Source organism: Pseudomonas syringae (assembly GCF_002157375.1).
Classification (GTDB): Bacteria; Pseudomonadota; Gammaproteobacteria; order Pseudomonadales; family Pseudomonadaceae; genus Aquipseudomonas; species Aquipseudomonas syringae_T.
Window position 1 is genome coordinate 91,131 of record NZ_MTSA01000018.1, and the last position, 25,803, is coordinate 116,933.

Consider the following 25,803-nt stretch of genomic DNA (forward strand, 5'->3'; position numbering starts at 1 on the left):
TAGGAGAAGCCTGCATGAGTCTGCAAGGTAAAGTGGCACTGGTGACCGGTGCCAGTCGCGGTATTGGTCAAGCCATTGCTCTTGAGTTGGGACGCAACGGTGCGGTCGTTGTAGGTACCGCGACTTCCGAGTCCGGCGCCGAGCGCATCAGCGCGACGTTCAAGGAAAACGGCATCGAAGGCTTCGGTCTGATGCTGAATGTCTGCGACGCCGAGTCCGTTAATTCGGTCCTGTCGACCATTCAGGAGCGCGTCGGCGCACCGTTGATTCTGGTCAATAATGCCGGGATAACCCGTGATAACCTGATGATGCGCATGAAAGATGACGAATGGTATGACGTCGTAGACACCAACCTGAACAGCCTTTTCCGGCTGTCCAAGGGCGTTTTGCGTGGCATGACCAAAGCCCGTTGGGGGCGTATCATCAGCATCGGTTCGGTTGTGGGTGCCATGGGCAACGCCGGTCAAGTAAACTATGCTTCCGCGAAAGCCGGTCTGGAAGGTTTCAGCCGGGCGCTGGCCCGTGAAGTGGGCTCGCGTGCGGTCACCGTTAACTCGGTGGCGCCGGGCTTCATCGACACCGACATGACGCGCGAGCTGCCAGAGGCGCAACGTCAGTCACTGATTACCCAGATCCCCCTGGCTCGCCTGGGGCAGGCTGAAGAAATCGCACATGTGGTCGCTTTTCTTGCTTCGGAAGGCGCAGGTTACGTTACCGGGGCAACAATTCCCGTTAACGGCGGCATGTACATGAGCTGATGTGACGATCTGTTTCAAAAAAATGTCATACGAGCTGTCTAAAATCCGTTATAAAGCTGCAATCTATGAATGGGCAAAGGTACGGTTGGGGACAAGGGAAGAGCGTTTAGCTTGAAATACGCAAAACCTCTTCTATACACTTACCCACTGGCCAGATGCCTGAACATTTCCACTAGGAGTTAAAACTAGGTATGAGCACCATCGAAGAGCGCGTCAAGAAAATCGTTGCCGAGCAACTTGGCGTCAAAGAAGAAGAGGTTGTCAACACTGCTTCTTTCGTTGAAGACCTGGGCGCTGACTCCCTGGACACCGTCGAGCTGGTTATGGCTCTGGAAGAGGAATTCGAGACCGAAATCCCTGACGAAGAAGCGGAAAAGATCACTACCGTTCAAGCAGCAATCGACTACGTCACTAGCCATCAGGCTTAAGATTTGTAATCGCTGACTGCTGTCACGGGAAAACCGCACTGCTTTAACCGGCGTGCGGTTTTTTCTTTAGAAAACGCTGTGATTGTTCCGTAAACAAGAGAGAAGGAGAGTCCTGTGTCGCGTAGACGCGTCGTGGTCACCGGGATGGGCATGCTTTCGCCACTGGGCAATGACGTGCCCAGCAGTTGGCAAGGCATTCTGGCGGGCCGCAGTGGCATTGGCCTTATCGAGCACACGGACTTGTCAGCCTTCACCACCCGCTTCGGCGGTTCGGTCAAGGGGTTCAACGTCGAGGAGTACCTGGCGCCCAAAGAAGCGCGTCGGCTCGATCTCTTCATTCAGTATGGCCTGGCGGCCAGCTTTCAGGCGGTGCGTAATGCCGGCCTTGAAGTCACGGATGCCAACCGTGAACGCATCGGCGTGGCCATGGGTTCGGGCATCGGTGGTCTGACCAACATCGAAAACAGCAGTCGTCTGCTGCACGAGCAAGGCCCTGGACGGATTTCGCCGTTTTTTGTGCCGGGCTCGATCATCAACATGATTTCCGGTTTCCTGTCTATCCATCTGGGTGCGCAGGGGCCTAACTATGCCATCGCGACGGCGTGTACCACGGCGACTCACTGCATCGGCATGGCGGCACGCAACATTGCCTATGACGAAGCGGACGTGATGATTGCCGGTGGCGCTGAAATGGCAGCCTGCGGTCTCGGTCTTGGCGGTTTCGGCGCGGCGCGTGCGCTGTCGACACGAAACGACGACCCGACCCGTGCCAGCCGTCCCTGGGACAAGGGCCGTGATGGCTTTGTTCTGTCCGACGGTGCCGGTGCGATGGTGCTTGAAGAGCTCGAACACGCCAAGGCGCGCGGCGCGACCATCTATGCCGAGCTGGTCGGGTTTGGCATGAGCGGCGACGCGTACCACATGACTTCGCCACCCGATGATGGCGCCGGTGCTGCACGCTGCATCGTCAATGCGCTGCGTGACGCCAAGGTCAATCCTGATCAGGTGCAATACATCAACGCACACGGTACGTCGACGCCTGCGGGCGATCTCGCCGAAGCGTCGGCCATCAAGTCGGTCTTCGGTGATCACGCCTATAAACTGGCAGTCAGCTCGACCAAGTCGATGACTGGCCATTTGCTGGGTGCCGCCGGGGCCGTCGAGGCTATTTTCAGTGTGCTGGCGATGGTTGATCAGGTCGCGCCGCCGACCATCAACCTGGATGAGCCAAGCGAAGGCTGCGATCTGGACTTCGTGCCCCACGAAGCGCGTCGGATGCCGATTGATGTCGTGCTGTCGAACTCCTTCGGTTTCGGTGGCACCAATGGCTCGCTGGTATTCCGCCGGTTCACAGAGTAATGCCCGAGTGGGTTGATGGTCGGCCTGCAGGCCAGCTGTCTGTCAAGGACAGGGGGCTGGCGTACGGTGATGGAGTGTTCGAAACCATCGCCGTGAAGGCTGGCCGACCATTGCTCTTTGAGCGCCATCTGCAGCGCTTTGAAGCAGGCTGTCAGCGCCTGATGATACCGGTTGATCAGGCGCTGGTACGTGCGGAAATGTCCCTCTTTGCCGCCGAGCTCGGCGACGGCGTCATGAAGCGGATGCTGACCCGCGGCGACAGCCAGCGCGGTTACGCACCCGCCCCTGATTCTCAGCCACGCCGGATTCTTCAAGGCAGCGCTTCGCCGGCTTACCCTGCTGCGCATGCCGAGCAAGGTGTGCGCCTGTTTGCCTGTCAGACCCGTCTGGCCGAACAGCCGCTGTTGGCCGGGCTCAAGCACCTGAATCGTCTGGAGCAGGTCATGGCGCGCTCCGAATGGCGCGACAATGAGCATGCCGAGGGCCTGATGCGCGATACCTCGGGGCGCTTGATCGAAGGTGTCTACAGCAATCTGTTTCTGGTCAGCGAAGGCCGTTTGCTGACCGCCGACCTCAGCCGTTGCGGGGTCGCAGGCGTGATGCGTGCCGAGTTGCTGGATCAGGCACGAAATCTGGGTCTGACTGTCGAAATCCGTGACTTGCACTTGCCTGACCTTGAATCGGCAGACGAAGTGTTTCTATGCAATAGCGTCTACGGCGTCTGGCCTGTGTGCGGTTTTTCAGCGCTGAACTGGGCGGTTGGTCCGCTCACCCGTAAACTGCAAGGTATTGCTCGCACCCTTCTGGATATCTGATCTGTGATCCGAAAATTATTGGTGTTGCTGGAAACTGCCATTGTTCTGGCGGGCCTGCTGCTCGGCTTTGCGTTCTGGCAGCAGAACAAGGCTCTGGAGCAGCCACTCAACGTGGCTCAAGAGCAACTGCTGGACGTGCCGGCCGGTTCGACGCCGACGGGTGTTCTCAACCGTCTGCAGGCCGATGGCGTGATCAAAGACGCGTTCTGGTTGCGGCTCTACTGGCGCTTCAACCTGTCGGGGCAGTCACTGCACAGCGGCGAATACCGCATGGTGCCGGGCATGAACGTCAAAGGCCTGCTCGATGTCTGGAAGCGCAAAGAAGTCGTGCAATACAGCGTTACCCTGGTCGAAGGCTGGAACTTCCGTCAGGTCCGCGCCGCGCTGGCCAAACAGGCCAAGCTCGATCAGACGCTTGCAGGCTTGTCCGACAGCGAGTTGATGGCGAAAATCGGCCATCCCGACGTGTTCCCTGAAGGCCGTTTCTTTCCTGATACCTATCGCTATGTGCGCGGCATGAGCGACGCCGAGCTGCTCAGGCAGGCTTATGCCCGCCTGGAAGAAGTGCTGGATGAGGAATGGAACGCGAGATCGTCAGAGGCGCCTTATTCCACGCCTTATCAGGCGCTGATCATGGCCTCGCTGGTCGAGAAGGAAACCGGCGTGCCTCAGGAGCGCGGTCAGATCGCAGGCGTTTTCGTGCGTCGCTTGAAGCTGGGCATGCAGTTGCAGACCGACCCCACGGTGATCTACGGCATGGGCGAGCGCTATAATGGCAAGCTGACCCGCGCCGACCTCAAGGAAGCCACGCCTTACAACACCTATGTCATCGCCGGTATGCCACCGACACCGATTTCGCTGGTAGGGCGCGAAGCCATTCATGCCGCGCTCAACCCGGTGTCTGGCAGCAGCCTGTATTTCGTGGCCAAGGGCGACGGCAGTCATGTATTTTCGGACGACCTGGACGCTCATAACGCAGCGGTGCGTGAGTACCAGATCAAGCGCCGTGCAGATTATCGCTCCAGCCCTGCGCCCGCTGCTGCACCTGCGGTGACGCCTGAAACCGGCTCGCCTGCTGCGCAGCCCGACACCAAGACCGAGCCAGACGCGCCGCAATCCGGGGCTGATGCGCAATGATGAAAACTAAGGATGACCTGTGACTGGCTTGTTTATCACCCTCGAAGGTCCTGAAGGTGCCGGCAAAAGCACCAATCGCGATTACCTGGCGGCGCAATTGCGGGCGCAGGGTATTCAGGTCCTGCTGACACGCGAACCGGGCGGTACTCCGCTGGCCGAGCGCGTTCGCGAGCTGTTGCTGGCGCCCAGTGACGAAAGCATGAGCGCCGACGCCGAGCTGCTGCTGGTGTTCGCCGCACGTGCGCAACACCTGGCCGAGGTTATTCGTCCTGCTCTGGCGCGGGGTGAAGTGGTGCTTTGTGATCGGTTCACCGATGCAACCTACGCCTACCAGGGCGGCGGACGTGGTGTGTCTCACCAGCGCATCGCGACGCTGGAGCAATTTGTACAGGGCGATCTGCGCCCGGACCTGACGCTGGTGTTCGATCTGCCCGTGGAAGTCGGTCTGGCGCGCGCCGCGGCTCGCGGTCGACTGGATCGCTTCGAGCAGGAAGGCCGGGCGTTCTTTGACGCCGTGCGCAGCACCTATCTGGAGCGCGCGAAGGCCGAGCCTGCGCGCTATCGGCTGGTGGATGCTGCGCAGACACTGGCTGAAGTTCAGGCGTTTCTCGACACGCTGCTGCCTCAGATGCTGGAGCTGCGACGTGGCTGAAGCCTACCCCTGGCAGGAATCGCTTTGGCAGCAGATGGCGGGCCGTGCTCAGCATGCTCATGCCTATCTGCTGCACGGTCCTGCCGGTATCGGCAAGCGCGCATTGGCCGAGCGTCTGATGGCCAGTCTGCTGTGCAAGGCGCCTGACGGGCTTGACGCTTGCGGGCAATGCAAGTCCTGCCTGTTGCTGCTGGCGGGCAGCCATCCGGACAATTATGTGCTGGAGCCGGAAGAGGCAGACAAACCGATAAAGGTCGATCAGGTGCGTGATCTGGTCAGTTTCGTCGTGCAGACCGCTCAGATGGGCGGGCGCAAGGTGGTGCTGGTCGAGCCGGTCGAGGCCATGAATATCAACGCGGCCAACGCCTTGCTGAAAAGCCTTGAAGAACCCTCGGGCAATACTGTCCTGTTGCTGGTCAGCCACCAGCCGAGCCGATTGCTGCCCACGGTCAAGAGCCGTTGCGTGCAGCAGGCATGCCCGTTGCCCGGCGAGCAGATGAGCCTTGACTGGCTGAGCGGCGCGTTGCCCGATTGCACGCCGGAAGAGCGTTTTGAATTGCTGACACTCGCCGCCGGCTCACCCTTGGCGGCCGTCTCGCTCCAGGCCCAAGGCGTTCGCGAACAGCGCGCACTGGTGGTGGACGGTGTGAAGAAGCTGCTCAAGCAACAGCAATCGGCTACCCAGCTCGCCGAGGGCTGGAAAGACATCCCGTTGTTGCTGCTGTTTGACTGGTTCTGTGACTGGTCGCACCTGATCCTGCGCTACCAGATGACCCAGGACGAAGACGGCCTGGGGTTGGGCGACATGCGCAAGGTCGTTCAGTATCTGGCGCAGAAGTCGACGCGCGGCAAGGTGCTGGAGATTCAGGACTGGATACTGGCGCAGCGCCAGAAAGTCATGTCCAAGGCCAACCTCAACCGCGTATTGCTGCTCGAAGCGCTGCTGGTGCAGTGGGCAGGGCTGCCGGGACAGGCGTAGACTGAGCGTTATCCGGAACCTTCGAGGTGTTGTCATGAGTCTGCCGCTTAACACAGGTCCACGTAATGGCATTCTGTCCTTGACCATCAAGGACAAATCCGTGCTGTACGCGGCGTACATGCCGTTCATCAAAAATGGCGGCCTGTTCATTCCTACCAGCAAAAGCTACAAGCTGGGCGATGAAGTGTTCATGCTGCTCAACCTGATGGATGAGCCAGAAAAGGTTCCTGTGGCGGGGAGGGTGACCTGGATCACGCCGAAAGGCGCGCAGGGCAACCGGACCGCTGGCGTCGGTGTGCAATTCAACGATGGCGACAACACCGCCCGCAACCTGATCGAAACCCATCTGGTCGGTGCTCTCAAGTCCGATCGTCCAACCCATACGATGTAGTTGTGCCCTTGCCCATGCTTGTAGATTCTCACTGTCACCTTGATCGCCTTGACCTCACCCAGCACGATGGCTCCCTGGATGCAGCCCTTGAGGCCGCGCGGGGCAGAGGGGTGGGGCATTTTCTGTGCATCGGCGTCAGCGCCGACAATGCGGGCGCTGTCAAGGCGCTTGCCGAACGCTATGACGATGTAGACTGCTCGGTCGGCATTCATCCGCTGGACGTCAAACCGGGTGAAATGCCCCCGCTGGACTGGCTGCTCAAGGAACTGGACCACCCGCGTGTGGTGGCGATTGGTGAAACCGGTCTGGATTACCACTACGAGCCCGAGGCCGCCGAGCTGCAACAGGCGTCCTTCCGGGTGCATCTTGAAGCGGCCAGAATCACTGAAAAGCCGGTGATCATCCATACCCGCGGCGCTCGCGCCGACACCTTGAGCCTTCTGCGTGAAGCGTCCCTGCCTTGGGCGGGCGTGCTGCATTGCTTTACCGAAGACTGGGAAATGGCCAGGGCGGCGCTGGACCTTGGTTATTACATCTCGCTGTCGGGTATCGTCACGTTTCGCAACGCCGACGCCCTGCGTGATGTGGCCAGGCAGGTGCCCGCGGATCGTCTGCTGGTCGAGACCGATTCGCCTTACCTCGCTCCCATTCCCTATCGGGGCAAGCCCAATCTGCCGCAGTACGTACGTGAGGTGGCAGAGTTTCTGGCAATGTTACGCGGCGAGTCTTATGAGCGCTTTGCCGAGCAGACCACCGCCAACTTTGCTCGCCTGTTCCCGCTGGCACATCTTCAAACCTGAGAAGGCGATAAATCGCGGGCAAAAAAAACCCGGATTCTGGGGGGTGAAGCCGGGTCAAGACCATTAGGAGTAAACAAAGGCACGCGGTCCGTTGGTGCCTTTGCAGGCGCCTCATTTGGGGGGAATGAGGCGCCAGCGCTTTAAGTATTGACCAGGATGGACAGCCGTCCAGTGCCCGATGGTCGTTTTTTAAACAGTTTTGGAATACTAAAACGGTTCTTGAGTCCTGGATAAACGCAAGAGGGCGTGCCAATCAACGATCAATCGTACGCCCCTCTGTGCTGCGCGTCCTGATCATCGCTACACATACGTCATTGGGCTGGTCGAGGTTGTCAGTGGAGTTTTCCAACGGTTTTCTGTTGAGTCTGTCGTTGTGTCTGGATATCGGTCTGGCCAATATCGCCATGATCACGTTGTCCATGCAGCGTGGCTTTTCCAAAGGTCTCTGGCTGGGGTTGGGGACATGCGTCGGCGATCTGGTGTATGCCGTTCTGGCCATGCTCGGTATGGCGGTGCTTCTTCAGTATGAGGCTGTGCGCTACGTGCTCTGGCTCGGCGGAACCGCCGTTCTGGCCTGGTTCTGTTTCAGGATGATCATGAGTGCAACCGCTGTCAGCGCGGGCCTCGGTGATCAGGCGGTCGGGACCGAGAAGTCCGGTCTGGCGCTGTTTCTGCGCGGGATCTTCCTGGCCATGTCGTCGCCCAGCGCCATTCTCTGGTTCGCGGCGGTCGGCGGCGCACTCATCGCCCGGCAAGGGTCGGATCTGGCCAGTGCCTCCACGTTCCTGGCCGGTTTTGTCGCAGCAGGCGTGGTCTGGTCGATCACCTTATGCGCACTGGCCCATCAGGGTGGACGATTCATGGGGGAACGAATGCTGCGCTGGTCTTACATCGCGTCAGCGTTGATCTTCGCCTATTTCACGCTGTATGTCGTGATCACCGGGTACATGGAGTTTGTCGCCGCATCCCCCTCGCTGCCCGCTCTTTAACCTGGCAGTCGGTGCGTGTACTCGCGCATGCCGGTTCATTCAGAGTCGGATTCATATAGCTCGAAAACATCGATGATCCGTGCAATTTAGCGCCGATTGGGCATAATACCCGGCTTCGATTTCGATCCTGACAGACCTCCTCATGCAGAAAGAACCTCGTAAGGTCCGTGAATTTCGTCGCCGTGAGCAGGAAATTCTCGACACCGCGCTAAAGCTTTTCCTGGAGCAGGGTGAAGACAGCGTCACCGTCGAGATGATCGCGGACGCCGTCGGCATTGGCAAAGGGACCATCTACAAGCACTTCAAGTCCAAGGCGGAAATCTACCTTCGCCTGATGCTCGACTACGAGCGTGATTTGAACGAACTGCTGCATTCTGCCGACGTCGACAAGGACAAGGAGGCGCTTTCGCGGGCCTACTTCGAATTCCGCATGCGCGATCCACAGCGCTATCGCCTGTTCGATCGCCTGGAAGAAAAAGTGGTCAAGGGCAATCAGGTGCCAGAGCTGGTCGAAGAGCTGCACAAGATCCGCGCCTCCAACTTCGAACACCTGACGCTGCTGATCAAGGGCCGCATCACCGAAGGCAAGCTTGAAGACGTTCCGCCTTACTACCACTACTGTGCTGCCTGGGCGCTGGTGCATGGCGCGGTTGCGCTGTACCACTCGCCGTTCTGGAGCAACGTGCTGGAAGATCAGGAAGGCTTTTTCAACTTCCTCATGGACATTGGCGTGCGCATGGGCAACAAGCGCAAGCGTGACATCGACGTGTCTGCAGAACCCAAGCCTGCCCCCGCTGCGGAATAGTACGCCGGCCAGGTTTGAAGAGGTGCTTCCAGGCTTTGCTGCGGCCCGCCTCAGAGATGGCGCGGAAGCTGCATCCGACGACCATTCGCCGGTTTTCCGTCACCGGCATCTGGGAGGGGATGATGCGTAGCCTGGTTCTGCTGCTCGCGCTTATAGCGTTGAGCGGCTGCATGAAAGTCAGTGACATGGGCGAAGGTGTTCGCGAGCAGTTCAGCGACGCAGGTCTGCTCGACCACAGCAATACCCGCCGCACTGCCAACTGGCGCGTGCAGCCCGACTCCTTTATCTACATCGCTCAAGGCGCTTTCGTGCCGCCAGGCAATGCCTACCCGCGTCCCAATGTCGTGGCCGAGGAGGCGTTCAAGGGCTTTGTCGAATATTTTCCGATGGTCCGCCGTGCGCGTGCCCCGCTGGGGCTGGACGAAGCCATGACCGAGGCGCGCAGTGCCGGCGCGCATTATCTGCTCTATACCCGTTTCGCCAAGGCAGATGACCGCATTGGCAATGGTGATCAGTGGGCCGATCAGGAAGCGGTCGATCGCCTGGGCGTCGACAGTGGTGTCATTCAGCTCATGCTGATCGAGACCAGCACCCGTTACCTCATCGACAGCGCCCGCATTCGCAGCCGTGGCGGATTGCTGACGCTGTACGACACAAGCCCCGAAGATTTGCTCGGTCCGCCCCTTGAAGACTACGCTCGTACACTCTTAGGCGTTGAGCGCTAGAACCGGCTTCAGGAGAATCGAGTGACAGATCCAGACAAGGCAGGCGATCTGTTTGCGCAGATCCCCAAAACCAAGGGGTTGCCGCCTGTTCACCTATGGAATCCGGATTTTTGTGGTGACATCGACATGCGTGTCGCCCGTGACGGGACCTGGTATTACCAAGGGACGCCGATTGGCCGCAAGCCGATGGTCAGGCTGTTCTCGACCATCATGCGGCGCGACGGGGATGATTATTTTCTTGTTACGCCGGTAGAGAAAGTCGGCATCAAGGTCGACGATGCGCCTTTTATCGCAATCAGCCTCGAAGTATCGGGGGAGGGCGAGGCGCAGGTGTTGCGCTTTCGAACCAATGTTGACGACGAGACCGAAGCCGGGCCGGACCATCCGCTCCGTGTCGTGACGGATCCCCACACCGAAGAGCCGGCGCCGTATGTCCATGTGCGGAGCAATCTCGACGCCCTGATTCACCGGAATGTGTTCTACCAACTGGTCGAGCTGGCAGTGTCACGCGAGATTGACGGACAGCAGTGGCTGGGCGTCTGGAGCCACGGAATATTTTTCCCCATTGGCCTTGAGCCTTGAAAAAAACGCTTATTCGCCCGCTCGAATTGCCTGGTGGCGGTGCGGCGGTTAAAGTGCCGCTCCCTGATTTCCCTGAGGTTTTTGCATGAGCCAGTCCTTTGATATCGCTGTCGTCGGCGCAACCGGTACTGTCGGCGAAACCGTTGTTCAGGTTCTGGAAGAGCGTAATTTTCCGGTAGGGACTCTGCACTTGCTGGCAAGCATCGACTCTGCCGGTCATTCGGTGCCGTTTCGAGGCAAGAATGTGCGCGTACGTGAAGTCGATGCGTTTGACTTCAGTACCGTCCGGATGGCGTTCTTTGCGGCCGGCCCGGCGATCAGTCGCAGCCACGCCGAAAAGGCAGTCGCCGCAGGCTGCTCGGTTGTCGATCTTTCAGGCGCCTTCACGTTTGCGCAGGCACTCAATGTCGTGCCGGAAATCAATACTACGCTGTTGGAGAATAATGGCGTCGCGCCATGTCTGGTGGCCAGCCCGAGCGCGGCTGCCACGGCGGTTGCGCTGGCCTTGGCCCCGTTGCGTGCGCTGATGGATATCCGGTCCGTGACGGTCACGGCGTGTCTGGCGGTGTCGGCACTGGGGCGCGAAGGCGTCAGTGAACTGGCGCGCCAGACCACTGAGTTGTTGAATGTCCGCCCTCTGGAAACCCGCTTTTTTGATCGTCAGATGGCGTTCAACGTACTGGCCCAGGTCGGTACACCCGATGAATCGGGGCACCTCCCGCTGGAAAGGCGTCTGGTCAATGAGCTGCGCGAACTGCTCGCGCTGCCGTCGCTGAACGTATCGGCCACTTGCATTCAGGTGCCGGTGTTTTTCGGCGACAGTTTTACTGTTGCGCTGCGAACGGCCGGGCCGGTGGATGTGACGGCGGTCAATGCTGCACTTGAAGCCGCTGCCGGAGTCGAACTGGTTGAGGCCGGTGATTACCCGACGCCGGTGGGCGATGCGGTAGGGCAGGATGTGGTCTATGTAGGCCGGGTCCGCTCCGGAACAGACGATCCTGAACAGCTCAATCTGTGGCTGACGTCGGATAACGTGCGTAAAGGCGCTGCGCTCAATGCTGTGCAGGTTGGCGAATTGTTGATAAAAGACTATGTGTAAAAGATACTTGGCAACACTGTGAATAAATGTTTTAGCGGCGACACGCCTTACACCCAAATGCAGGACTACCTCTCCGGATATCGGGGAATCTTTAAACAAGGGATGGGCTATGGTTCAGGTTCGTAAACTGGTATTAGCAATCGCTGCGGCTTCAGCGCTGTCATCGGGAATGGCGCAGGCGCTGGGGCTCGGGGAATTGTCGGTCAAGTCGACCCTGAATCAGCCATTGGTAGCGGAAATCGAGTTGACTGATGCGCAAGGGCTCAATGCTGCGCAAATTGTCCCCAGCCTGGCAACTACCGCCGACTTTGCTCAGTTGGGGGTCTCCCGTCAGGAGTTGCTCAACGATCTTTCGTTTACCCCGGTCATCACTCCCAATGGCCGAAGTGTCCTGCGCATTACGTCCAGCAAGCCGGTGCGTGTGCCTTATGTGAAGTTTCTGGTTCAGGTGCTCTGGCCAAACGGCCGACTGGTACGTGACTACAGTCTTTTACTGGACCCGCCCAAGTATTCCCCTGAAGCAGCGGCCGCCGCAGCTGCTCCTGCCCCGGCACCCGCAGCGGCCCCGGCAGCTCCCGCGCAGTTGGCGACCGTGGAGCCATCGGCAGAAGCGTCGGCGCCCGAGGCACCAGCCCCTGCACCTGCCGCCCCCGCAGCGGCGTTGCCACCGCCTGCCGCCGACAAGCCATCGCAATACGTGACAGCCAATAACGACACGTTGTGGGAAATTGCCGCAAAGGTGCGTACAGGCGGAACCGTCCAGCAGACCATGCTGGCGATTCAGGCGCTTAACCCGGATGCGTTCATCGGTGGCAACATCAACCGCTTGAAAAAGGGCCAGGTGCTGCGTTTGCCGACACCTCAGCAAACGGCTGCGCTGCCACAGCCCCAAGCGATTGCCGAAGTCTCCCGACAGTACAGTGCCTGGCGCGAAGGCCGTCGTCTGCCTGCTGGCCCGCGTCAGGTTGACGCCACCCGGCGTGATCGCGCGGGCGCGGCACCCTCCAAGGTCGATACCGCTGACAACCTCAGCCTGGTGTCGGCGGGCAGCAAGCCTGCAGCCAAAGGCGCAGCAGGTGACAGCGATCTCGGCAACAAGCTGGCGGTGGCTCAGGAAGCACTCGACACCACACGCCGTGACAACGCCGAGCTGAAAAGCCGGATGAATGATCTGCAAAGCCAGCTGGACAAACTTCAGCGTCTGATCGAACTGAAAAACGGTCAACTGGCCAAGATGCAGGCAGCTGGAGCCGCTGTGCCGCCTGCTGCTGCAACCCCTGATGCAGCCACGCCGGCCAATGCGGCGGTGCCTGCTTCGCTGGTGGATGCCAATGGTGCTCCGGTCAAACCGGCTGGCGAGGTTGCGCCTGAAGATGCGTTGCCTGCAGGCGCGGCTCAGGTGGCGACTCCGGCGGCGGATCAGCCGCTGGCCGTTGAGCCGGTGGTCGTTCCCGAAGAAGAGGACACGCTGCAGAAAATTCTCGACAACCCGGTGCTGTTGGGTCTGATCGGGGGCGCGGCGCTGCTGATACTGGCCTTGCTGCTGCTGTTTCTGGCCCGTCGTCGTGCAGCGAAGGCTGAGGCCGAGAAACACAAACGCATGGCGCGGGCACTGGCTGAAGAGTCCGAGTTCGTTTCAGACATGGACATGGATGCACCGCAAGCCAGCTTCGACGGGCTTGATGTGCCGCCGCCGAACGTCCGCATGGGGGCCGGTTCTGCTGCGGCCGCAGCGGCAGCGCGCGAGCGTCCTGCCGATGCGCTGGTTCAGGCCGAGATTCATATCGCGTATGGCCGCATGAATCAGGCCATCGAGTTGCTCGAGGAAGCCGTCAAGGAAGATCCGCAGCGTGATGATATCCGCCTCAAACTGATGGAAATCTACGCCGAGCAGGGTAACAACAAGGCCTACGCCGCTCACGAGCGCAAACTGGTGGCTGCGGGAAAGCCTGAAGCTGAGGTCGAGCAGCTGCAAGAACGTCACTCGACCCTGAAGCCCGAGGCGCCAGTTGTTGCGCCGCTGGTTTCTGAAGCTGCTCCGGCGTCGGCAGCACCTGCTGTCGCCGCGGCGGCTGCCGCAGCCAGTGCTGCTGCACTGGCTGCGGAGCTTGATGCCAAATACGTTGAAGAGCTGCTTGCCGATAACTCGGAGGACGAGGTTGCTGAGCCAGAGCCCGTTGCGGTGGCCGAGCCGGAAGCTTCGCCGCTGGCTGCAGAGCCTGTCGAAGATCCGGACCCGTTCGACCATGATTTCGATTTGAGCCTGGACGAGTTCGAGGAAACGCCTGCGGCTGACGTGTCCACCGTGAATGACGTCGATGAGCTGATGCTGGACGAGCCGAGCATATCGGCGGTGCCTGACGATGATGAACTGAGCTTCGAGTCGATCATGCGCGAGCAGGAGGAAGCGCGCGCCGCGTCGACGCCTGACGAGCTTGCCGATTTCGATCTGGACCTGTCCGAAGAAGATCCGGCGCTCAAGAACGAAGATGATTTCCTGCTGGGTCTTGGCACTGACCCGGTCGAACCTGTCGAGACCCCGGCTGTTCCACCGATCAGTGACGACCTGGAGTTGCCTGAGGACTTTGATCTGTCACTGGCCGATGAGATTGAAACCGATCAGGCAAGTCAGGCGTTTGCGACCGAAATCGATGACGTCAACGCCGAACTGGATCGTCTTTCGCAGAACCTGGAGCATCCGCCCCTCGACGAGCCAAGGTTTACCGCCGAAGACGCGGCTGCGCTGGATGACGAGCCGGATTTCGATTTCATGGCCGGCACTGACGAGGCGGCGACCAAACTGGATCTGGCGCGTGCCTACATCGACATGGGCGATGCAGACGGGGCGCGTGACATTCTCGATGAGGTGGTCACCGAAGGGGATGACGGGCAGAAAAGTGAAGCGCGGGAGATGCTTTCGCGACTGGTCTGATCGACATTTATCCACACCCGGACGGCCGCTTATGCGGCCGTTTGCCGTTCAGCCGTCGGTGTGAGTAGCGTGTTTTTTCTGCGGCCCTATAATGGCCGACTTTTCGCGAACCGACAGGCTGTAACACTTTGGCGAACATAGATAACCCGGCGGCCGAAATGGCAGCCGAGGGCTTTTCCCGAATCGCACTGGGCGTCGAGTACAAGGGCTCGCGTTATTGCGGCTGGCAGCGTCAGGCTTCCGGGGTGCTCACCGTGCAGGAAACGCTCGAGGATGCGCTGTCCAAAGTGGCCGCATCACCTGTTTCGTTGATGTGTGCCGGGCGTACCGATGCTGGTGTACACGCCTGCGGGCAGGTGGTGCATTTCGATACCCGAGCCGAGCGTTCGCTGAAGGCCTGGGTCATGGGGGCAAACATCAACCTGCCTCACGACGTCAGCGTCACTTGGGCCAGGGTCATGCCTGCCCACTTTCATGCGCGCTTCAAAGCCATCGCTCGCCGCTATCGCTACGTGATCTACAACGATCAGATCCGTCCTGCGCATTTGAATCAGGAGATCACCTGGAATCATCGCCCGCTGGATGTGGAGCGCATGGCCCAGGCAGCCGGCTTTCTGGTCGGCACTCATGACTTCAGTGCCTTTCGTGCCGGGCAGTGCCAGGCCAAATCGCCGGTCAAGCAGTTGCATCATTTGCGCGTGACCCGCCACGGCAAGATGATCGTGATCGATGTGCGCGCCAACGCATTTCTGCACCACATGGTGCGCAACATCGCTGGCGTACTGATGACGATAGGCACCGGCGAGCGTCCGGTCGAGTGGGCGCGCGATGTGCTCGAGAGCCGGGTTCGACGCACCGGTGGCGTGACGGCTCATCCTTACGGGCTTTATCTGGTGCAAGTCGAGTATCGCGACGAGTTCCCGTTGCCCGAGCGTTACATCGGTCCGCACTTTCTTACCGGTTTTACGGAATTGGACGGCTGACGATCCGGATAGCATTTGCTAACATCCGGGACTTTCCGAAAGGTCTGAGGTTTTCACCATATGCCAGCCGTTCGCAGCAAGATCTGCGGGATTACCCGCATAGAAGATGCGCTGGCCGCTGTCGAGGCCGGGGCCGACGCGATTGGCCTGGTGTTTTACCCCAAAAGTCCGCGTGCCGTGACGGTACTGCAGGCGCGGGCAATCATTGCCGCCTTGCCGCCATTCGTGACCACCGTCGGGCTGTTCGTCAATGCCAGTCGCTGCGAGCTCAACGAAACGCTGGATGCCGTTGCTCTGGATATGCTGCAGTTTCACGGCGATGAAACGCCGGAAGCGTGCGACGGCTACCATCGTCCTTACATCAAGGCCCTGCGGGTCAAGGCGGGCGATGACATAGCGCAGGCTTGTCGCGCTTATCGCAACGCACGCGGCGTGTTGCTCGACACCTATGTAGAAGGCGTGCCGGGCGGCACCGGAGAAACCTTCGACTGGGCGTTGATTCCGGATGACCTGGACAAACCGGTCATTCTGGCGGGCGGGCTGACCTCGGCCAACGTGGCGCAGGCCATCGCTCAGGTCCGGCCTTATGCGGTGGATGTCAGTGGCGGCGTCGAAAAGAGCAAAGGCATCAAGGATCGCGAAAAGATCCTGGCGTTCATGAGTGCGGTCCAGGGCGTCTGATGTGACGGTTGCGCTTCGGCCGCCGTCCATAAGCCTGTTCCGCCACAAGACATGCGGGTCGAATCAAGTAAGCGAGGGTGCCTGTGTGCGCCGTCGTCGTTGTGAAGAAGCGGAGTGAGGGAATGTGCAGGTCTGGCCTGGGGTCGATCGCCGTTCCTTGATCATCGTCCATACGAATTTAGCTGAGGGCGTACGACTGGCGTGTATCGTCGGCCGTTCAAGCCACACCGGTACTGGAGATAGAAAGCATGAGCAACTGGTTGGTAGACAAACTGATCCCATCGATCATGCGTTCCGAGGTCAAGAAGAGCTCGGTCCCTGAAGGCCTCTGGCACAAATGCCCTTCCTGTGAAGCGGTGCTTTATCGCCCCGAGCTGGAAAAGACCCTCGATGTCTGCCCCAAGTGCAACCATCACATGCGTATCGGTGCGCGTGCGCGCCTGAACATCTTCCTGGATGTCGAAGGCCGTGCCGAACTGGGTGTCGACCTGGAGCCGGTAGACCGTCTGAAGTTCCGTGACGGCAAGAAGTACAAGGACCGCCTGACGGCTGCACAGAAGCAGACCGGCGAAAAGGATGCGCTGATTTCCATGAGCGGCACCTTGCTGGGGATGCCTGTGGTGGCGTCGGCCTTCGAGTTTTCCTTCATGGGTGGTTCGATGGGCGCCATCGTCGGCGAGCGTTTCGTTCGTGCCGCCGACTACGCGCTGGAAAATCGCTGCCCGATGATCTGCTTTGCCGCTTCCGGCGGTGCGCGCATGCAGGAAGCGCTCATCTCCCTGATGCAGATGGCCAAGACCTCGGCTGTTCTGGCGCGTCTTCGTGAAGAAGGGCTGCCGTTCATCTCCGTATTGACCGACCCTGTTTACGGCGGTGTTTCCGCGAGTCTGGCCATGCTGGGTGACGTCATTGTTGCCGAGCCCAAGGCGCTGATCGGTTTTGCCGGTCCTCGCGTCATTGAACAAACCGTTCGCGAGAAGCTGCCGGAAGGTTTTCAGCGCAGCGAGTTCCTGCTGGATCACGGTGCTATCGACATGATCATTGCGCGCAGTGAGCTTCGACCACGTCTGGGCAATCTGTTGGCGCAGATGATGAACCTGCCGACTCCTCGTTTTGTTGCTCCGGTCATCGAGCCTATCGTCGTTCCGCCGGCACCCGCCTCGATATGACCCCGGGGTCCCTGGGCGACTGGCTTGCTTATCTGGAGCAACTGCATCCTTCCGCCATCGACATGGGGCTGGATCGCTCCCGACAGGTAGCGCAGCAGTTGGGACTGCTGCGTCCCGCGCGTCAGGTGATCACGGTGACCGGCACCAATGGCAAAGGGTCGACCTGCGCTTTTTTGGCAGCCTTGCTGCAGTCCCGGGGTCTGAAAGTCGGTGTTTACAGTTCGCCGCACCTGATTCGCTACAACGAGCGGGTGAAGGTGCAGGGCCTCGAGGCGACCGATTCTGAACTGTGCGATGCCTTCGCCGCGGTTGAAGCGGCCCGTGGCGATGTCACCCTGACGTATTTCGAAATGGGCACACTGGCAGCGTTCTGGCTGTTCGAGCGCGCACAGCTCGATGTGGCTGTTCTGGAAGTCGGCCTGGGCGGGCGTCTGGATGCCGTGAACCTGGTTGATTCGGACATCGCGCTGGTCACCAGCATCGGTGTCGATCATGCCGAGTACCTGGGTGATACCCGTGAGTCTGTCGCGTTCGAAAAGGCCGGTATCTTCCGCTCCGGCTGTCCTGCGTTGTGCGGTGACCCCGCGCCACCGGAGCCTCTGTTGGCGAAAGCGCGTGAGCTGGGTTGCCCGTTGCTGTTGCGGGGTCAGGATTTCGATCTTTCGATAGGGCATGACAGCTGGAGCTGGCGTGGCCTTGTGGAGGGTGAGCAGGTCGAGCTGCACGATCTTCCGCTGCTGGACCTGCCAATGCAGAACGCCGCACTGGCGCTTCAGGCGTTTGCCTCGCTGGGTTATCCGGTGTCATCGAAAGCAGTGGGGCAGGTTCTGGCTAACACCCGGCTGGCTGGCCGTCTCGACCGTCGGACCGTCTTCTGGCAAGGCAAGCCGCTCAGTCTGCTGCTGGATGTAGGCCATAACCCTCATGCTGCGGATTTTCTGGCGCAACGCCTGGCTCGCCGCGCGGTGGCCGGCAAGCGTCTCGCCGTGTTCGGCCTGCTCAGCGACAAGGACCTTGATGGTGTGGTCATGCCGCTGTCGCCGGTCATTGATGAATGGGCGGTTGCGCCGCTGCCCACGTCGCGCAGCCGCTCCGCTGAAGAGTTACATTCGGCGCTGGAGAACCTTGGGGCTCGCGTGACGTCCTATCAGAGTGTTGCGCTGGCATTGGAGGCTCAGTGCGCGCACGCCACGCCCGATGACGAGATTCTGCTGTTCGGTTCATTTTACTGTGTTGCCGAGGCCCTGGAATGGTTGGCCCGGCACACCGATGAGGACGCTGCAAATGGCTTTGCTGGATAACGTATTCAAGCAGCGAATGGTTGGAGCGCTGGTGCTGATCGCGGTAGCGGTCATTTTCCTGCCCATGCTTTTCACGCGTGAAGATGAGACGCGCCAGGTGCAGGTCGAGGCGCCTTCTGCGCCTCAGGCCCCGGCAGCTTCGCAAGTACGGGTCGATCCGGTGCCGGTTCCCGAACCTCAGGTTCTGCCTCAGGAGCCTGTGCCGGGCGAGGGTGACGCAGGTGGTAGCAGCAATCAGCCGCCGTCGATGCCTATCGCGCCAGCTCCTGCTACCCAGGCCGCACCCTCGGCTGCTGCGACTCCTGCACCCAAGCCGGCCGCCAAGCCTGCCCCCGCACCTGCGGCCACCCCGGCCCCGGCTGCACCTGCGGCCCCCGCCAAACCTGCTGCGCCGGCTGGCGTCGATGCCAACGGCCTGTCGATCAGCTGGTCGGTTCAATTGGCGAGCATGTCCAACCGGGCCAATGCCGATAACCTGCAAAAGACCCTGCGTACCCAAGGCTATAACGCCTATATTCGCACCGCCGATGGCGTGAATCGGGTGTTTGTCGGTCCGTTGATCGAGCGCGCCGAAGCCGATCGCCTGCGCGATCAGCTCGACAAGCAGCAGAAGCTCAAAGGAATTGTGGTGCGCTTTCAGCCAGAACGCGGCTGACCGTCCGGCGCCTCGAGGCTTGGCTGCGAAGGAAAATGCTGCCTGCCGGTAATCGCTGCTTACCGGCAGGCAGGCGCTCTGCTAAAATGCGCCGCCTTATCTGTCTGCAGGCTGCAACGTGCCATTTACTCCGGTTGACTGGGCAATTCTGGGAATTGTCGCCATCTCCGCCCTGATCAGTCTGAAACGCGGCTTCGTAAAAGAAGCACTGTCGTTGACGACGTGGATCATTGCAGGTGTTGTGGCCTGGATGTTTGGGGCAGGGCTGTCGCTGTATCTGGTCAATTACATAGACACACCGTCGGCCCGCGTCATTGCGAGCTGCACCATTCTTTTCGTCGCCACCCTGCTGGTGGGCGCCATGGTCAACTTTCTGATAGGCGAACTGATTCGCGTCACCGGGCTTTCCGGGACCGATCGTTTTTTGGGTATGGTCTTCGGCGCAGCGCGCGGAGGCCTGCTTGTCGTTGTAGCGGTGGGGCTGTTGAGCCTCGGGCCGGTACAACAGGATCAATGGTGGCAGCAGTCCAGGCTGGTGCCGCAATTTCTCATGGTCGCTGACTGGTCGAAAAACCTGATTCTCGGGATGTCCAGCAAGTGGCTTGCCAGCGGCATCAGCGTACCCGCTGATCTGCCGTTCAAGGAACAGATCCTGCCGTCTACACCACAGCAGGATGTGCTCGGTAAATCCAGTTCCACTAAGTAGGGGTTGTGTCGCATGTGTGGCATCGTCGGTATCGTCGGCAAGTCGAACGTCAATCAGGCGCTGTATGACGCGCTTACCGTCCTCCAGCACCGCGGCCAGGACGCTGCCGGTATCGTAACCAGCCACGATGGCCGGTTATTCCTGCGCAAGGACAACGGATTGGTGCGTGATGTGTTTCATCAGCGCCATATGCAGCGCCTGGTCGGGCATATGGGCATCGGTCATGTGCGTTATCCAACGGCGGGCAGTTCGACGTCGGCCGAAGCTCAGCCGTTCTACGTCAACTCGCCTTACGGCATCACGTTGGCGCACAACGGTAACCTCACCAACGTCGAGCAACTGGCCAAGGAGATTTACGAATCCGATCTGCGCCATGTGAACACCAATTCCGATTCGGAAGTGCTGCTCAACGTCTTCGCCCATGAGCTGGCCGTGCGTGGCAAGTTGCAGCCTACCGAAGAGGACATCTTCGCGGCGGTAACAGACGTGCATAATCGCTGCCGTGGCGGGTATGCGGTCGTGGCGATGATCACCGGTTACGGCATCGTCGGTTTCCGCGACCCGGACGCCATTCGCCCTATCGTGTTCGGCCAGCGTCACACCGACGAAGGTGTCGAGTACATGATCGCGTCGGAAAGCGTTTCGCTGGACGTACTGGGTTTTACCCTGATTCGCGACCTGGCACCGGGCGAAGCGGTCTACATCACCGAAGACGGCAAGCTGCATACCCGTCAGTGTGCGGCCAACCCCAAGTACGCCCCGTGCATCTTCGAACACGTCTATCTGGCGCGTCCGGATTCGATCATCGACGGTATCTCGGTCTACAAGGCGCGTCTGCGCATGGGCGAGAAACTGGCCGACAAGATCCTGCGCGAGCGTCCGGATCACGACATCGACGTGGTCATCCCGATTCCGGACACCAGCCGTACCGCTGCGCTGGAGCTTGCCAACCACCTGGGCGTCAAGTTCCGCGAAGGTTTCGTCAAGAACCGTTACATCGGCCGGACCTTCATCATGCCGGGGCAGGCTGCGCGCAAGAAATCCGTGCGCCAGAAGCTCAACGCCATCGAGCTGGAGTTCCGCGGCAAGAACGTGATGCTGGTGGACGACTCCATCGTGCGTGGCACGACCTGCAAGCAGATCATTCAGATGGCCCGCGAAGCCGGTGCCAAGAATGTCTACTTCTGCTCGGCGGCCCCGGCCGTGCGCTACCCTAACGTCTACGGCATCGACATGCCGAGTGCTCACGAGCTGATTGCCCACAACCGCTCCACCCAGGATGTTGCCGACCTCATCGGCGCCGACTGGCTGGTCTATCAGGACCTGAATGACCTGATCGAAGCGGTCAGTGGCAGCAAGAAGATCAAGATCGACAACTTCGATTGCTCGGTCTTCGACGGCAAGTACGTGACCGGTGACATCGACGAGCATTACCTGAACCGGATCGAGAGCGCACGTAACGACGCCTCCAAGATCAAGACTCAGGCGGTGAGCGCGATCATCGATCTGTACAACAACTAATCGGACAAGGAGTAGGCGGCATGACTCAGGAATGGGATGCAGGTCGGCTGGACAGCGACCTTGAAGGCGTGGGTTTCGATACCCTCGCCGTACGTGCCGGGCAACACCGCACACCGGAAGGCGAGCATGGCGACCCCATGTTCTTCACCTCGAGCTATGTATTCCGCACGGCTGCCGATGCCGCCGCGCGCTTTGCCGGTGAGGTGCCGGGCAACGTCTACTCGCGTTACACCAACCCGACCGTGCGTTCTTTCGAAGAGCGCATCGCCGCGCTGGAAGGTGCAGAGCAGGCGGTCGCCACGGCCACCGGCATGGCGGCGACACTGGCGGTGGTCATGAGCCTGTGCAGTGCGGGAGACCACGTTCTGGTGTCGCGCAGTGTGTTTGGCTCGACCATCAGCCTGTTCGACAAGTATTTCAAGCGGTTCGGCATCGAGGTGGATTACGTTCCGCTCGCGGACCTGAGCGGTTGGGAAGCGGCGATCAAGGCCAACACCAAAATGTTGTTCGTGGAGTCGCCCTCCAATCCACTGGCCGAGCTGGTGGACATCGCCGGCCTGGCCGAGATCGCCCACGCCAAAGGCACAATGCTGATCGTCGACAACTGCTTCTGTACGCCGGCCTTGCAGCAACCGCTGCTGCTGGGGGCGGATATCGTCGTGCATTCGGCCACCAAGTTCATCGACGGCCAGGGCCGTTGCATGGGGGGTGTGGTCGCCGGTCGCAGCGAGCAGATGAAGGAAGTGGTCGGTTTTCTGCGCACCGCCGGGCCGACACTCAGCCCGTTCAATGCATGGATCTTTCTCAAGGGCCTCGAAACCCTGAACCTGCGGATGCGCGCGCACTGCGCCAACGCACAGGCGCTGGCCGAGTGGCTGGAACAGCAGGATGGAATCGAGAAGGTTCATTACGCCGGGCTGAAGAGCCATCCGCAGCATGAACTGGCCAAGCGTCAGCAAAAGGGCTTCGGGGCGGTGGTGAGCTTTGAGGTCAAAGGCGGCAAGGATGGCGCATGGCGCTTTATCGATGCCACCCGCCTGATCTCGATCACTGCCAACCTGGGCGACAGCAAAACCACGATTACTCACCCGAGTACCACGTCCCACGGTCGTCTGGCGCCGCAAGAGCGTGAAGCCGCCGGGATTCGTGACAGCCTGATCCGTGTGGCGGTGGGCCTTGAGGACGTCGCCGACCTTCAGGCCGACCTTGCGCGCGGTCTGGCGGCGTTGTGAGTGACCCGGTGAGTGCTGAAACAGGTCAGCCGTGGGCGCTGACATTTGCCGGCACCCACAACGGTCGTGTGGCGCTGGTGACCGGTGCCGCTCGCGGTATCGGGCTCGGTATCGCGGCATGGCTGATTGCTGAGGGCTGGCAGGTGGTGCTGACCGATCTGGATCGCGCCCGCGGCTCGAAAGTGGCCGGTGTGCTGGGCGATAACGCCCTGTTCATCGCGATGGACGTCGCCAGCGAAGAACAGGTCGCCCAGGGCGTGGCTGAAGTGCTCAGGAAGTTCGGTCGCCTGGATGCGCTGGTGTGCAACGCGGCGGTTGCCGACCCGCACAACACCACCCTCGAAAGCCTCGATCTGTCGCACTGGAACCGGGTGCTGGCGGTCAATCTCGGCGGGCCGATGTTGTTGGCCAAGCATTGCGCCCCTTATTTGCGTGCGCACTGCGGCAGCATCGTCAACCTGACGTCCACGCGCGCCATGCAGTCCGAGCCTGATACCGAAGCCTACGCGGCCAGCAAAGGAGGGCTGATGGCCCTGACGCATGCGTTGGCAATCAGCCTTGGGCCGGAAATCCGGGTCAATGCGGTCAGCCCTGGCTGGATCGATGCGCGTGACCCTTCTTTGCGTCGAGCCGAACCCTTGTCCGAGACCGACCATGCCCAGCATCCTGCCGGCAGGGTGGGGACGGTTGAAGACGTGGCGGCAATGGTCGCCTGGTTGCTGTCGCGAAATGCCGGTTTCGTGACGGGCCAGGAGTTTGTTGTGGACGGCGGCATGACGCGGAAGATGGTCTACGCCGAATAGTTGGGCGCAGTGTCTTGGAATTGGCGCTGTGTTGTTCTTTTGATGTGTGGTAGAGAGTGTGCGATTGAAGTGGTTTTTCAAAAAACTTCAATCAGGCTATTGACTTAGGTTCGTTAGGTGCGTAAATTTCGCGGCCTCAACGAAGCAAAGGGTGATTAGCTCAGCTGGGAGAGCAGCTGCCTTACAAGCAGCGGGTCGGCGGTTCGATCCCGTCATCACCCACCATCGTTGAGTTTGAAAGCTGAAGTATGAGGGCTTTCAAATGCAGAAACCGTATACAATGCGCAGCGGTAGTTCAGTCGGTTAGAATACCGGCCTGTCACGCCGGGGGTCGCGGGTTCGAGTCCCGTCCGCTGCGCCATATTTGTACAGATCGGGTTATCCGGATCTGCGATTGAAAAACCCAAGGGTCTTTTAGTCATGTGTACAGGAAGCAAACTATAGAAGGTTTGTTTCAAACAGGTTTACAGCGATGCGCAGCGGTAGTTCAGTCGGTTAGAATACCGGCCTGTCACGCCGGGGGTCGCGGGTTCGAGTCCCGTCCGCTGCGCCATACACCGTTTCAAGGCCCTTGAACTCCTTGAAGCAAACAAGAAAGCGACCCCAGGGTCGCTTTTTTGTTGTCTGCGTTTTGGTCGGTTTCAAGGAAGGTTTGTTCACAGGATCAGGTCGTGTGGCCAAATCCTTTTGAACTGTACGTTGATACCACGTCTCCCTTGTTGCAGACTTACCGCCATTTCCCAGTTCGCAGTCTTGCTGGCAGACTCTTCCTTCCTCAGGATTTTCGATGTTTAAGCTATTGAACCTTCGCACCGCATGCTGGGCCGCTGTCCTGTTGACGGCAGCAGGCTGTTCGTCGCCGAAACAGGCGATTTATGATCACGAGCATTTCGACGACGCCGGAACGTTCTCGCGCAGTTACCCGGCGACCGACGTGGCGTATTGCGAGGCGGGGCGGCGTGCTTTGCTGAGCCAAGGCTACATCATTACCAGCAACGACCCGAAGATGGTCGCCGGTCGCAAGAGCTTTCAACAGACCGGTGATACTCACATCGAGATCAGTTTCAATCTGGTGTGTGCGGCCGACATGAAGGATGGCAACTCCACCATGTTCGCCAACGCGCTGCAGGACCGTTATGCACTGAAGAAGACCAACAACTCGGCAAGCCTCGGGGTAGGGGTGCTGGGTTCGGTGTCGATGCCAATCGGCTCCACCGATGATTCGATGGTCAAGGTGGCCAGCGAAACGGTGTCGTCGGCGAAGTTTTACGAGCGCTTTTTCGGGCTGGTGGAAAACTTCCTGCCGCCGGAGGTGAAGAAGGCTGCGCATATCGTTGAAAAACCCAAGGCTGACCTGGGTGTTCCTGACACGGCACCTGCCGCAGCGGAGCCGGCCAAAGCTGCCGAACCGGCCAAGCTGGCCCCGGCACCTAAACCTGAAGAAACGACACTCAAGACCGAGCCCGCTGCCGTGTCGACACCGCCGGCTTCAAGCGAGCCCATGCCTGCGCCTGCCGAGCCTGCATCCTTCAAGGCAGAAACAGTCGACGCGCCAGCGGCAGAGCCCGCAGAAAGCATCACGCCTGCTGAGGCTGCGCCTGCGCAATAATGGAATGCGTCTTCATGAGTGTGCGCCGCTCTGCGTCCTCTTGCGACGCAGAGCGTCGTGAACTGCATTCCCACGCTGGAGCGTGGGGACGATAATCATAGGTGCCCAGAGAACATCTATCGTGCCCATGCTCCGCATAGGCATGCCGGTCTGAGCGCTCCGCGTCCTCTTGCGACGCGGAGCGTCGTGAACTGCATTCCCACGCTGGAGCGTGGGGACGATAATCATGGGTGCCCAGAGAACATCCATCGTGCCCATGCTCCGCGTGGGCATGCCGGTCTGAACGCTCTGCGTCCTCTTGCGACGCGGAGCGTCGTGAACTGCATTCCCACGCTGGAGCGTGGGGACGATAATCATGGGTGCCCAGAGAACATCTATCGTGCCCATGTTCCGCGTAGGCTTGCCGGTCTGAGCGCTCTGCGTCCTCTTGCGACGCAGAGCGTCGTGAACTGCATTCCCACGCTGGAGCGTGGGGACGATAATCATGGGTGTCCAGAGAACATCTATCGTGCCCATGCTCCGCGTGGGTATGCCGGTCTGGACGCTCTGCGTCCTCTTGCGACGCAGAGCGTCGTGAACTGCGTCCCCACGCTGGAGCGTGGGGACGGGACGGTAATCATGGGTGCCCAGAGAACACCTATCGTGCCCATGCTCCGCGTGGGCATGCCGGTCTGGACGCTCTGCGTCCTCTT

25 protein-coding genes and 3 tRNA genes are annotated in these 25,803 nt (G+C 60.1%); all 28 read left to right on the plus strand.

Annotation, left to right across the window (positions count from 1 at the left end):
• The first annotated feature begins 14 nt into the window (after positions 1 to 14).
• The 28 genes from fabG (at position 15) to BW686_RS21515 (ending at position 25,111) form a co-directional block, all read left to right on the plus strand.
• Complete coding sequence (fabG, locus tag BW686_RS21380; protein WP_084919476.1) at positions 15 to 758, plus strand: 3-oxoacyl-ACP reductase FabG; 744 nt, start codon at positions 15 to 17, stop codon at positions 756 to 758.
• 191 nt (positions 759 to 949) lie between these two features.
• The gene (acpP, locus tag BW686_RS21385; protein WP_003175607.1) at positions 950 to 1,186 is read left to right on the plus strand and encodes an acyl carrier protein; all 237 of its coding nucleotides are present in this window, start codon (positions 950 to 952) and stop codon (positions 1,184 to 1,186) included.
• Between the two features lie 114 nt (positions 1,187 to 1,300).
• Positions 1,301 to 2,545 carry a beta-ketoacyl-ACP synthase II gene (fabF, locus tag BW686_RS21390; RefSeq protein ID WP_084919477.1) on the plus strand — a complete coding sequence of 415 codons (1,245 nt, stop codon included), beginning with the start codon at positions 1,301 to 1,303 and terminating at the stop codon, positions 2,543 to 2,545.
• Positions 2,545 to 3,360 carry an aminodeoxychorismate lyase gene (gene pabC, locus BW686_RS21395; RefSeq protein ID WP_084919478.1) on the plus strand — a complete coding sequence of 272 codons (816 nt, stop codon included), beginning with the start codon at positions 2,545 to 2,547 and terminating at the stop codon, positions 3,358 to 3,360. Before fabF ends, pabC begins: the two co-directional genes overlap by 1 nt.
• A 3-nt stretch (positions 3,361 to 3,363) precedes the next feature.
• Positions 3,364 to 4,497 carry an endolytic transglycosylase MltG gene (gene mltG / locus BW686_RS21400; protein ID WP_084919479.1) on the plus strand — a complete coding sequence of 378 codons (1,134 nt, stop codon included), beginning with the start codon at positions 3,364 to 3,366 and terminating at the stop codon, positions 4,495 to 4,497.
• 19 nt (positions 4,498 to 4,516) lie between these two features.
• Positions 4,517 to 5,149, plus strand: coding sequence for a dTMP kinase (tmk, locus tag BW686_RS21405; protein ID WP_084919480.1), 633 nt, complete (start codon positions 4,517 to 4,519; stop codon positions 5,147 to 5,149).
• The gene (locus BW686_RS21410) at positions 5,142 to 6,128 is read left to right on the plus strand and encodes a DNA polymerase III subunit delta' (RefSeq protein ID WP_084919481.1); all 987 of its coding nucleotides are present in this window, start codon (positions 5,142 to 5,144) and stop codon (positions 6,126 to 6,128) included. The genes tmk and BW686_RS21410 overlap by 8 nt, the downstream gene beginning before the upstream one ends.
• A gap of 34 nt (positions 6,129 to 6,162) precedes the next feature.
• Positions 6,163 to 6,519: a PilZ domain-containing protein gene (locus tag BW686_RS21415; RefSeq protein ID WP_005892245.1), complete on the plus strand. Its 357-nt coding sequence runs from the start codon at positions 6,163 to 6,165 to the stop codon at positions 6,517 to 6,519.
• Positions 6,520 to 6,533: 14 nt separating this feature from the next.
• Entirely contained in the window at positions 6,534 to 7,319 is a 786-nt protein-coding gene (locus BW686_RS21420) for a TatD family hydrolase (RefSeq protein ID WP_084919482.1), read from the plus strand.
• Positions 7,320 to 7,654: 335 nt separating this feature from the next.
• The gene (locus BW686_RS21425; protein ID WP_084919483.1) at positions 7,655 to 8,308 is read left to right on the plus strand and encodes a LysE family translocator; all 654 of its coding nucleotides are present in this window, start codon (positions 7,655 to 7,657) and stop codon (positions 8,306 to 8,308) included.
• A 142-nt stretch (positions 8,309 to 8,450) separates the two neighbouring features.
• Positions 8,451 to 9,113: a TetR/AcrR family transcriptional regulator gene (locus BW686_RS21430; protein ID WP_084919484.1), complete on the plus strand. Its 663-nt coding sequence runs from the start codon at positions 8,451 to 8,453 to the stop codon at positions 9,111 to 9,113.
• Positions 9,114 to 9,235: 122 nt separating this feature from the next.
• Positions 9,236 to 9,838, plus strand: coding sequence for a DUF4823 domain-containing protein (locus BW686_RS21435; RefSeq protein ID WP_084919501.1), 603 nt, complete (start codon positions 9,236 to 9,238; stop codon positions 9,836 to 9,838).
• A 21-nt stretch (positions 9,839 to 9,859) separates the two neighbouring features.
• A complete protein-coding gene (locus BW686_RS21440) occupies positions 9,860 to 10,420 on the plus strand; it encodes a DUF1285 domain-containing protein (RefSeq protein WP_084919485.1) in 561 nt (186 codons plus the stop codon).
• A gap of 85 nt (positions 10,421 to 10,505) precedes the next feature.
• The gene (locus BW686_RS21445; protein WP_084919486.1) at positions 10,506 to 11,519 is read left to right on the plus strand and encodes an aspartate-semialdehyde dehydrogenase; all 1,014 of its coding nucleotides are present in this window, start codon (positions 10,506 to 10,508) and stop codon (positions 11,517 to 11,519) included.
• A gap of 109 nt (positions 11,520 to 11,628) precedes the next feature.
• Positions 11,629 to 14,451: a FimV/HubP family polar landmark protein gene (locus BW686_RS21450; protein ID WP_084919487.1), complete on the plus strand. Its 2,823-nt coding sequence runs from the start codon at positions 11,629 to 11,631 to the stop codon at positions 14,449 to 14,451.
• Between the two features lie 158 nt (positions 14,452 to 14,609).
• A complete protein-coding gene (truA, locus tag BW686_RS21455) occupies positions 14,610 to 15,434 on the plus strand; it encodes a tRNA pseudouridine(38-40) synthase TruA (protein WP_084919488.1) in 825 nt (274 codons plus the stop codon).
• A gap of 60 nt (positions 15,435 to 15,494) precedes the next feature.
• Positions 15,495 to 16,115, plus strand: coding sequence for a phosphoribosylanthranilate isomerase (locus tag BW686_RS21460; protein ID WP_084919489.1), 621 nt, complete (start codon positions 15,495 to 15,497; stop codon positions 16,113 to 16,115).
• Positions 16,116 to 16,363: 248 nt separating this feature from the next.
• Positions 16,364 to 17,284: an acetyl-CoA carboxylase, carboxyltransferase subunit beta gene (accD, locus tag BW686_RS21465; protein ID WP_084919490.1), complete on the plus strand. Its 921-nt coding sequence runs from the start codon at positions 16,364 to 16,366 to the stop codon at positions 17,282 to 17,284.
• Complete coding sequence (gene folC / locus BW686_RS21470; RefSeq protein ID WP_084919491.1) at positions 17,281 to 18,585, plus strand: bifunctional tetrahydrofolate synthase/dihydrofolate synthase; 1,305 nt, start codon at positions 17,281 to 17,283, stop codon at positions 18,583 to 18,585. Before accD ends, folC begins: the two co-directional genes overlap by 4 nt.
• A complete protein-coding gene (locus BW686_RS21475) occupies positions 18,569 to 19,240 on the plus strand; it encodes an SPOR domain-containing protein (protein ID WP_084919492.1) in 672 nt (223 codons plus the stop codon). Before folC ends, BW686_RS21475 begins: the two co-directional genes overlap by 17 nt.
• Positions 19,241 to 19,358: 118 nt before the next feature.
• The gene (locus tag BW686_RS21480; protein WP_084919493.1) at positions 19,359 to 19,946 is read left to right on the plus strand and encodes a CvpA family protein; all 588 of its coding nucleotides are present in this window, start codon (positions 19,359 to 19,361) and stop codon (positions 19,944 to 19,946) included.
• A 12-nt stretch (positions 19,947 to 19,958) separates the two neighbouring features.
• On the plus strand, positions 19,959 to 21,467 hold the full coding sequence (purF, locus tag BW686_RS21485) for an amidophosphoribosyltransferase (RefSeq protein ID WP_004657889.1): 1,509 nt from the start codon (positions 19,959 to 19,961) through the stop codon (positions 21,465 to 21,467).
• A 20-nt stretch (positions 21,468 to 21,487) separates the two neighbouring features.
• Entirely contained in the window at positions 21,488 to 22,699 is a 1,212-nt protein-coding gene (locus BW686_RS21490; RefSeq protein WP_084919494.1) for an O-succinylhomoserine sulfhydrylase, read from the plus strand.
• An 8-nt stretch (positions 22,700 to 22,707) separates the two neighbouring features.
• Entirely contained in the window at positions 22,708 to 23,502 is a 795-nt protein-coding gene (locus tag BW686_RS21495; RefSeq protein WP_256899088.1) for an SDR family oxidoreductase, read from the plus strand.
• A gap of 149 nt (positions 23,503 to 23,651) precedes the next feature.
• Positions 23,652 to 23,727 (plus strand) — tRNA-Val (locus BW686_RS21500).
• Positions 23,728 to 23,786: 59 nt separating this feature from the next.
• Positions 23,787 to 23,863, plus strand: a tRNA-Asp gene (locus tag BW686_RS21505).
• A gap of 115 nt (positions 23,864 to 23,978) precedes the next feature.
• Positions 23,979 to 24,055: transfer RNA gene (locus BW686_RS21510), tRNA-Asp, on the plus strand.
• A 234-nt stretch (positions 24,056 to 24,289) separates the two neighbouring features.
• Positions 24,290 to 25,111, plus strand: a complete 822-nt coding sequence (locus BW686_RS21515; RefSeq protein ID WP_084919495.1) for a DUF2242 domain-containing protein — start codon at positions 24,290 to 24,292, stop codon at positions 25,109 to 25,111.
• Positions 25,112 to 25,803 lie beyond the last annotated feature (692 nt).

What these genes read in the sequence shown, in the direction of transcription:
- BW686_RS21445 (WP_084919486.1), top strand. Translation starts at nt 10,506, where the DNA reads ATGAGCCAGTCCTTTGATATCGCTGTCGTCGGCGCAACCGGTACTGTC.
- BW686_RS21430 (WP_084919484.1), top strand. Translation starts at nt 8,451, where the DNA reads ATGCAGAAAGAACCTCGTAAGGTCCGTGAATTTCGTCGCCGTGAGCAG.
- BW686_RS21435 (WP_084919501.1), top strand. Translation starts at nt 9,236, where the DNA reads ATGCGTAGCCTGGTTCTGCTGCTCGCGCTTATAGCGTTGAGCGGCTGC.
- BW686_RS21420 (WP_084919482.1), top strand. Translation starts at nt 6,534, where the DNA reads ATGCTTGTAGATTCTCACTGTCACCTTGATCGCCTTGACCTCACCCAG.
- BW686_RS21475 (WP_084919492.1), top strand. Translation starts at nt 18,569, where the DNA reads ATGGCTTTGCTGGATAACGTATTCAAGCAGCGAATGGTTGGAGCGCTG.
- pabC (WP_084919478.1), top strand. Translation starts at nt 2,545, where the DNA reads ATGCCCGAGTGGGTTGATGGTCGGCCTGCAGGCCAGCTGTCTGTCAAG.
- fabG (WP_084919476.1), top strand. Translation starts at nt 15, where the DNA reads ATGAGTCTGCAAGGTAAAGTGGCACTGGTGACCGGTGCCAGTCGCGGT.
- acpP (WP_003175607.1), top strand. Translation starts at nt 950, where the DNA reads ATGAGCACCATCGAAGAGCGCGTCAAGAAAATCGTTGCCGAGCAACTT.
- truA (WP_084919488.1), top strand. Translation starts at nt 14,610, where the DNA reads ATGGCAGCCGAGGGCTTTTCCCGAATCGCACTGGGCGTCGAGTACAAG.
- folC (WP_084919491.1), top strand. Translation starts at nt 17,281, where the DNA reads ATGACCCCGGGGTCCCTGGGCGACTGGCTTGCTTATCTGGAGCAACTG.
- BW686_RS21490 (WP_084919494.1), top strand. Translation starts at nt 21,488, where the DNA reads ATGACTCAGGAATGGGATGCAGGTCGGCTGGACAGCGACCTTGAAGGC.
- purF (WP_004657889.1), top strand. Translation starts at nt 19,959, where the DNA reads ATGTGTGGCATCGTCGGTATCGTCGGCAAGTCGAACGTCAATCAGGCG.
- BW686_RS21515 (WP_084919495.1), top strand. Translation starts at nt 24,290, where the DNA reads ATGTTTAAGCTATTGAACCTTCGCACCGCATGCTGGGCCGCTGTCCTG.
- accD (WP_084919490.1), top strand. Translation starts at nt 16,364, where the DNA reads ATGAGCAACTGGTTGGTAGACAAACTGATCCCATCGATCATGCGTTCC.
- BW686_RS21450 (WP_084919487.1), top strand. Translation starts at nt 11,629, where the DNA reads ATGGTTCAGGTTCGTAAACTGGTATTAGCAATCGCTGCGGCTTCAGCG.
- BW686_RS21460 (WP_084919489.1), top strand. Translation starts at nt 15,495, where the DNA reads ATGCCAGCCGTTCGCAGCAAGATCTGCGGGATTACCCGCATAGAAGAT.
- BW686_RS21415 (WP_005892245.1), top strand. Translation starts at nt 6,163, where the DNA reads ATGAGTCTGCCGCTTAACACAGGTCCACGTAATGGCATTCTGTCCTTG.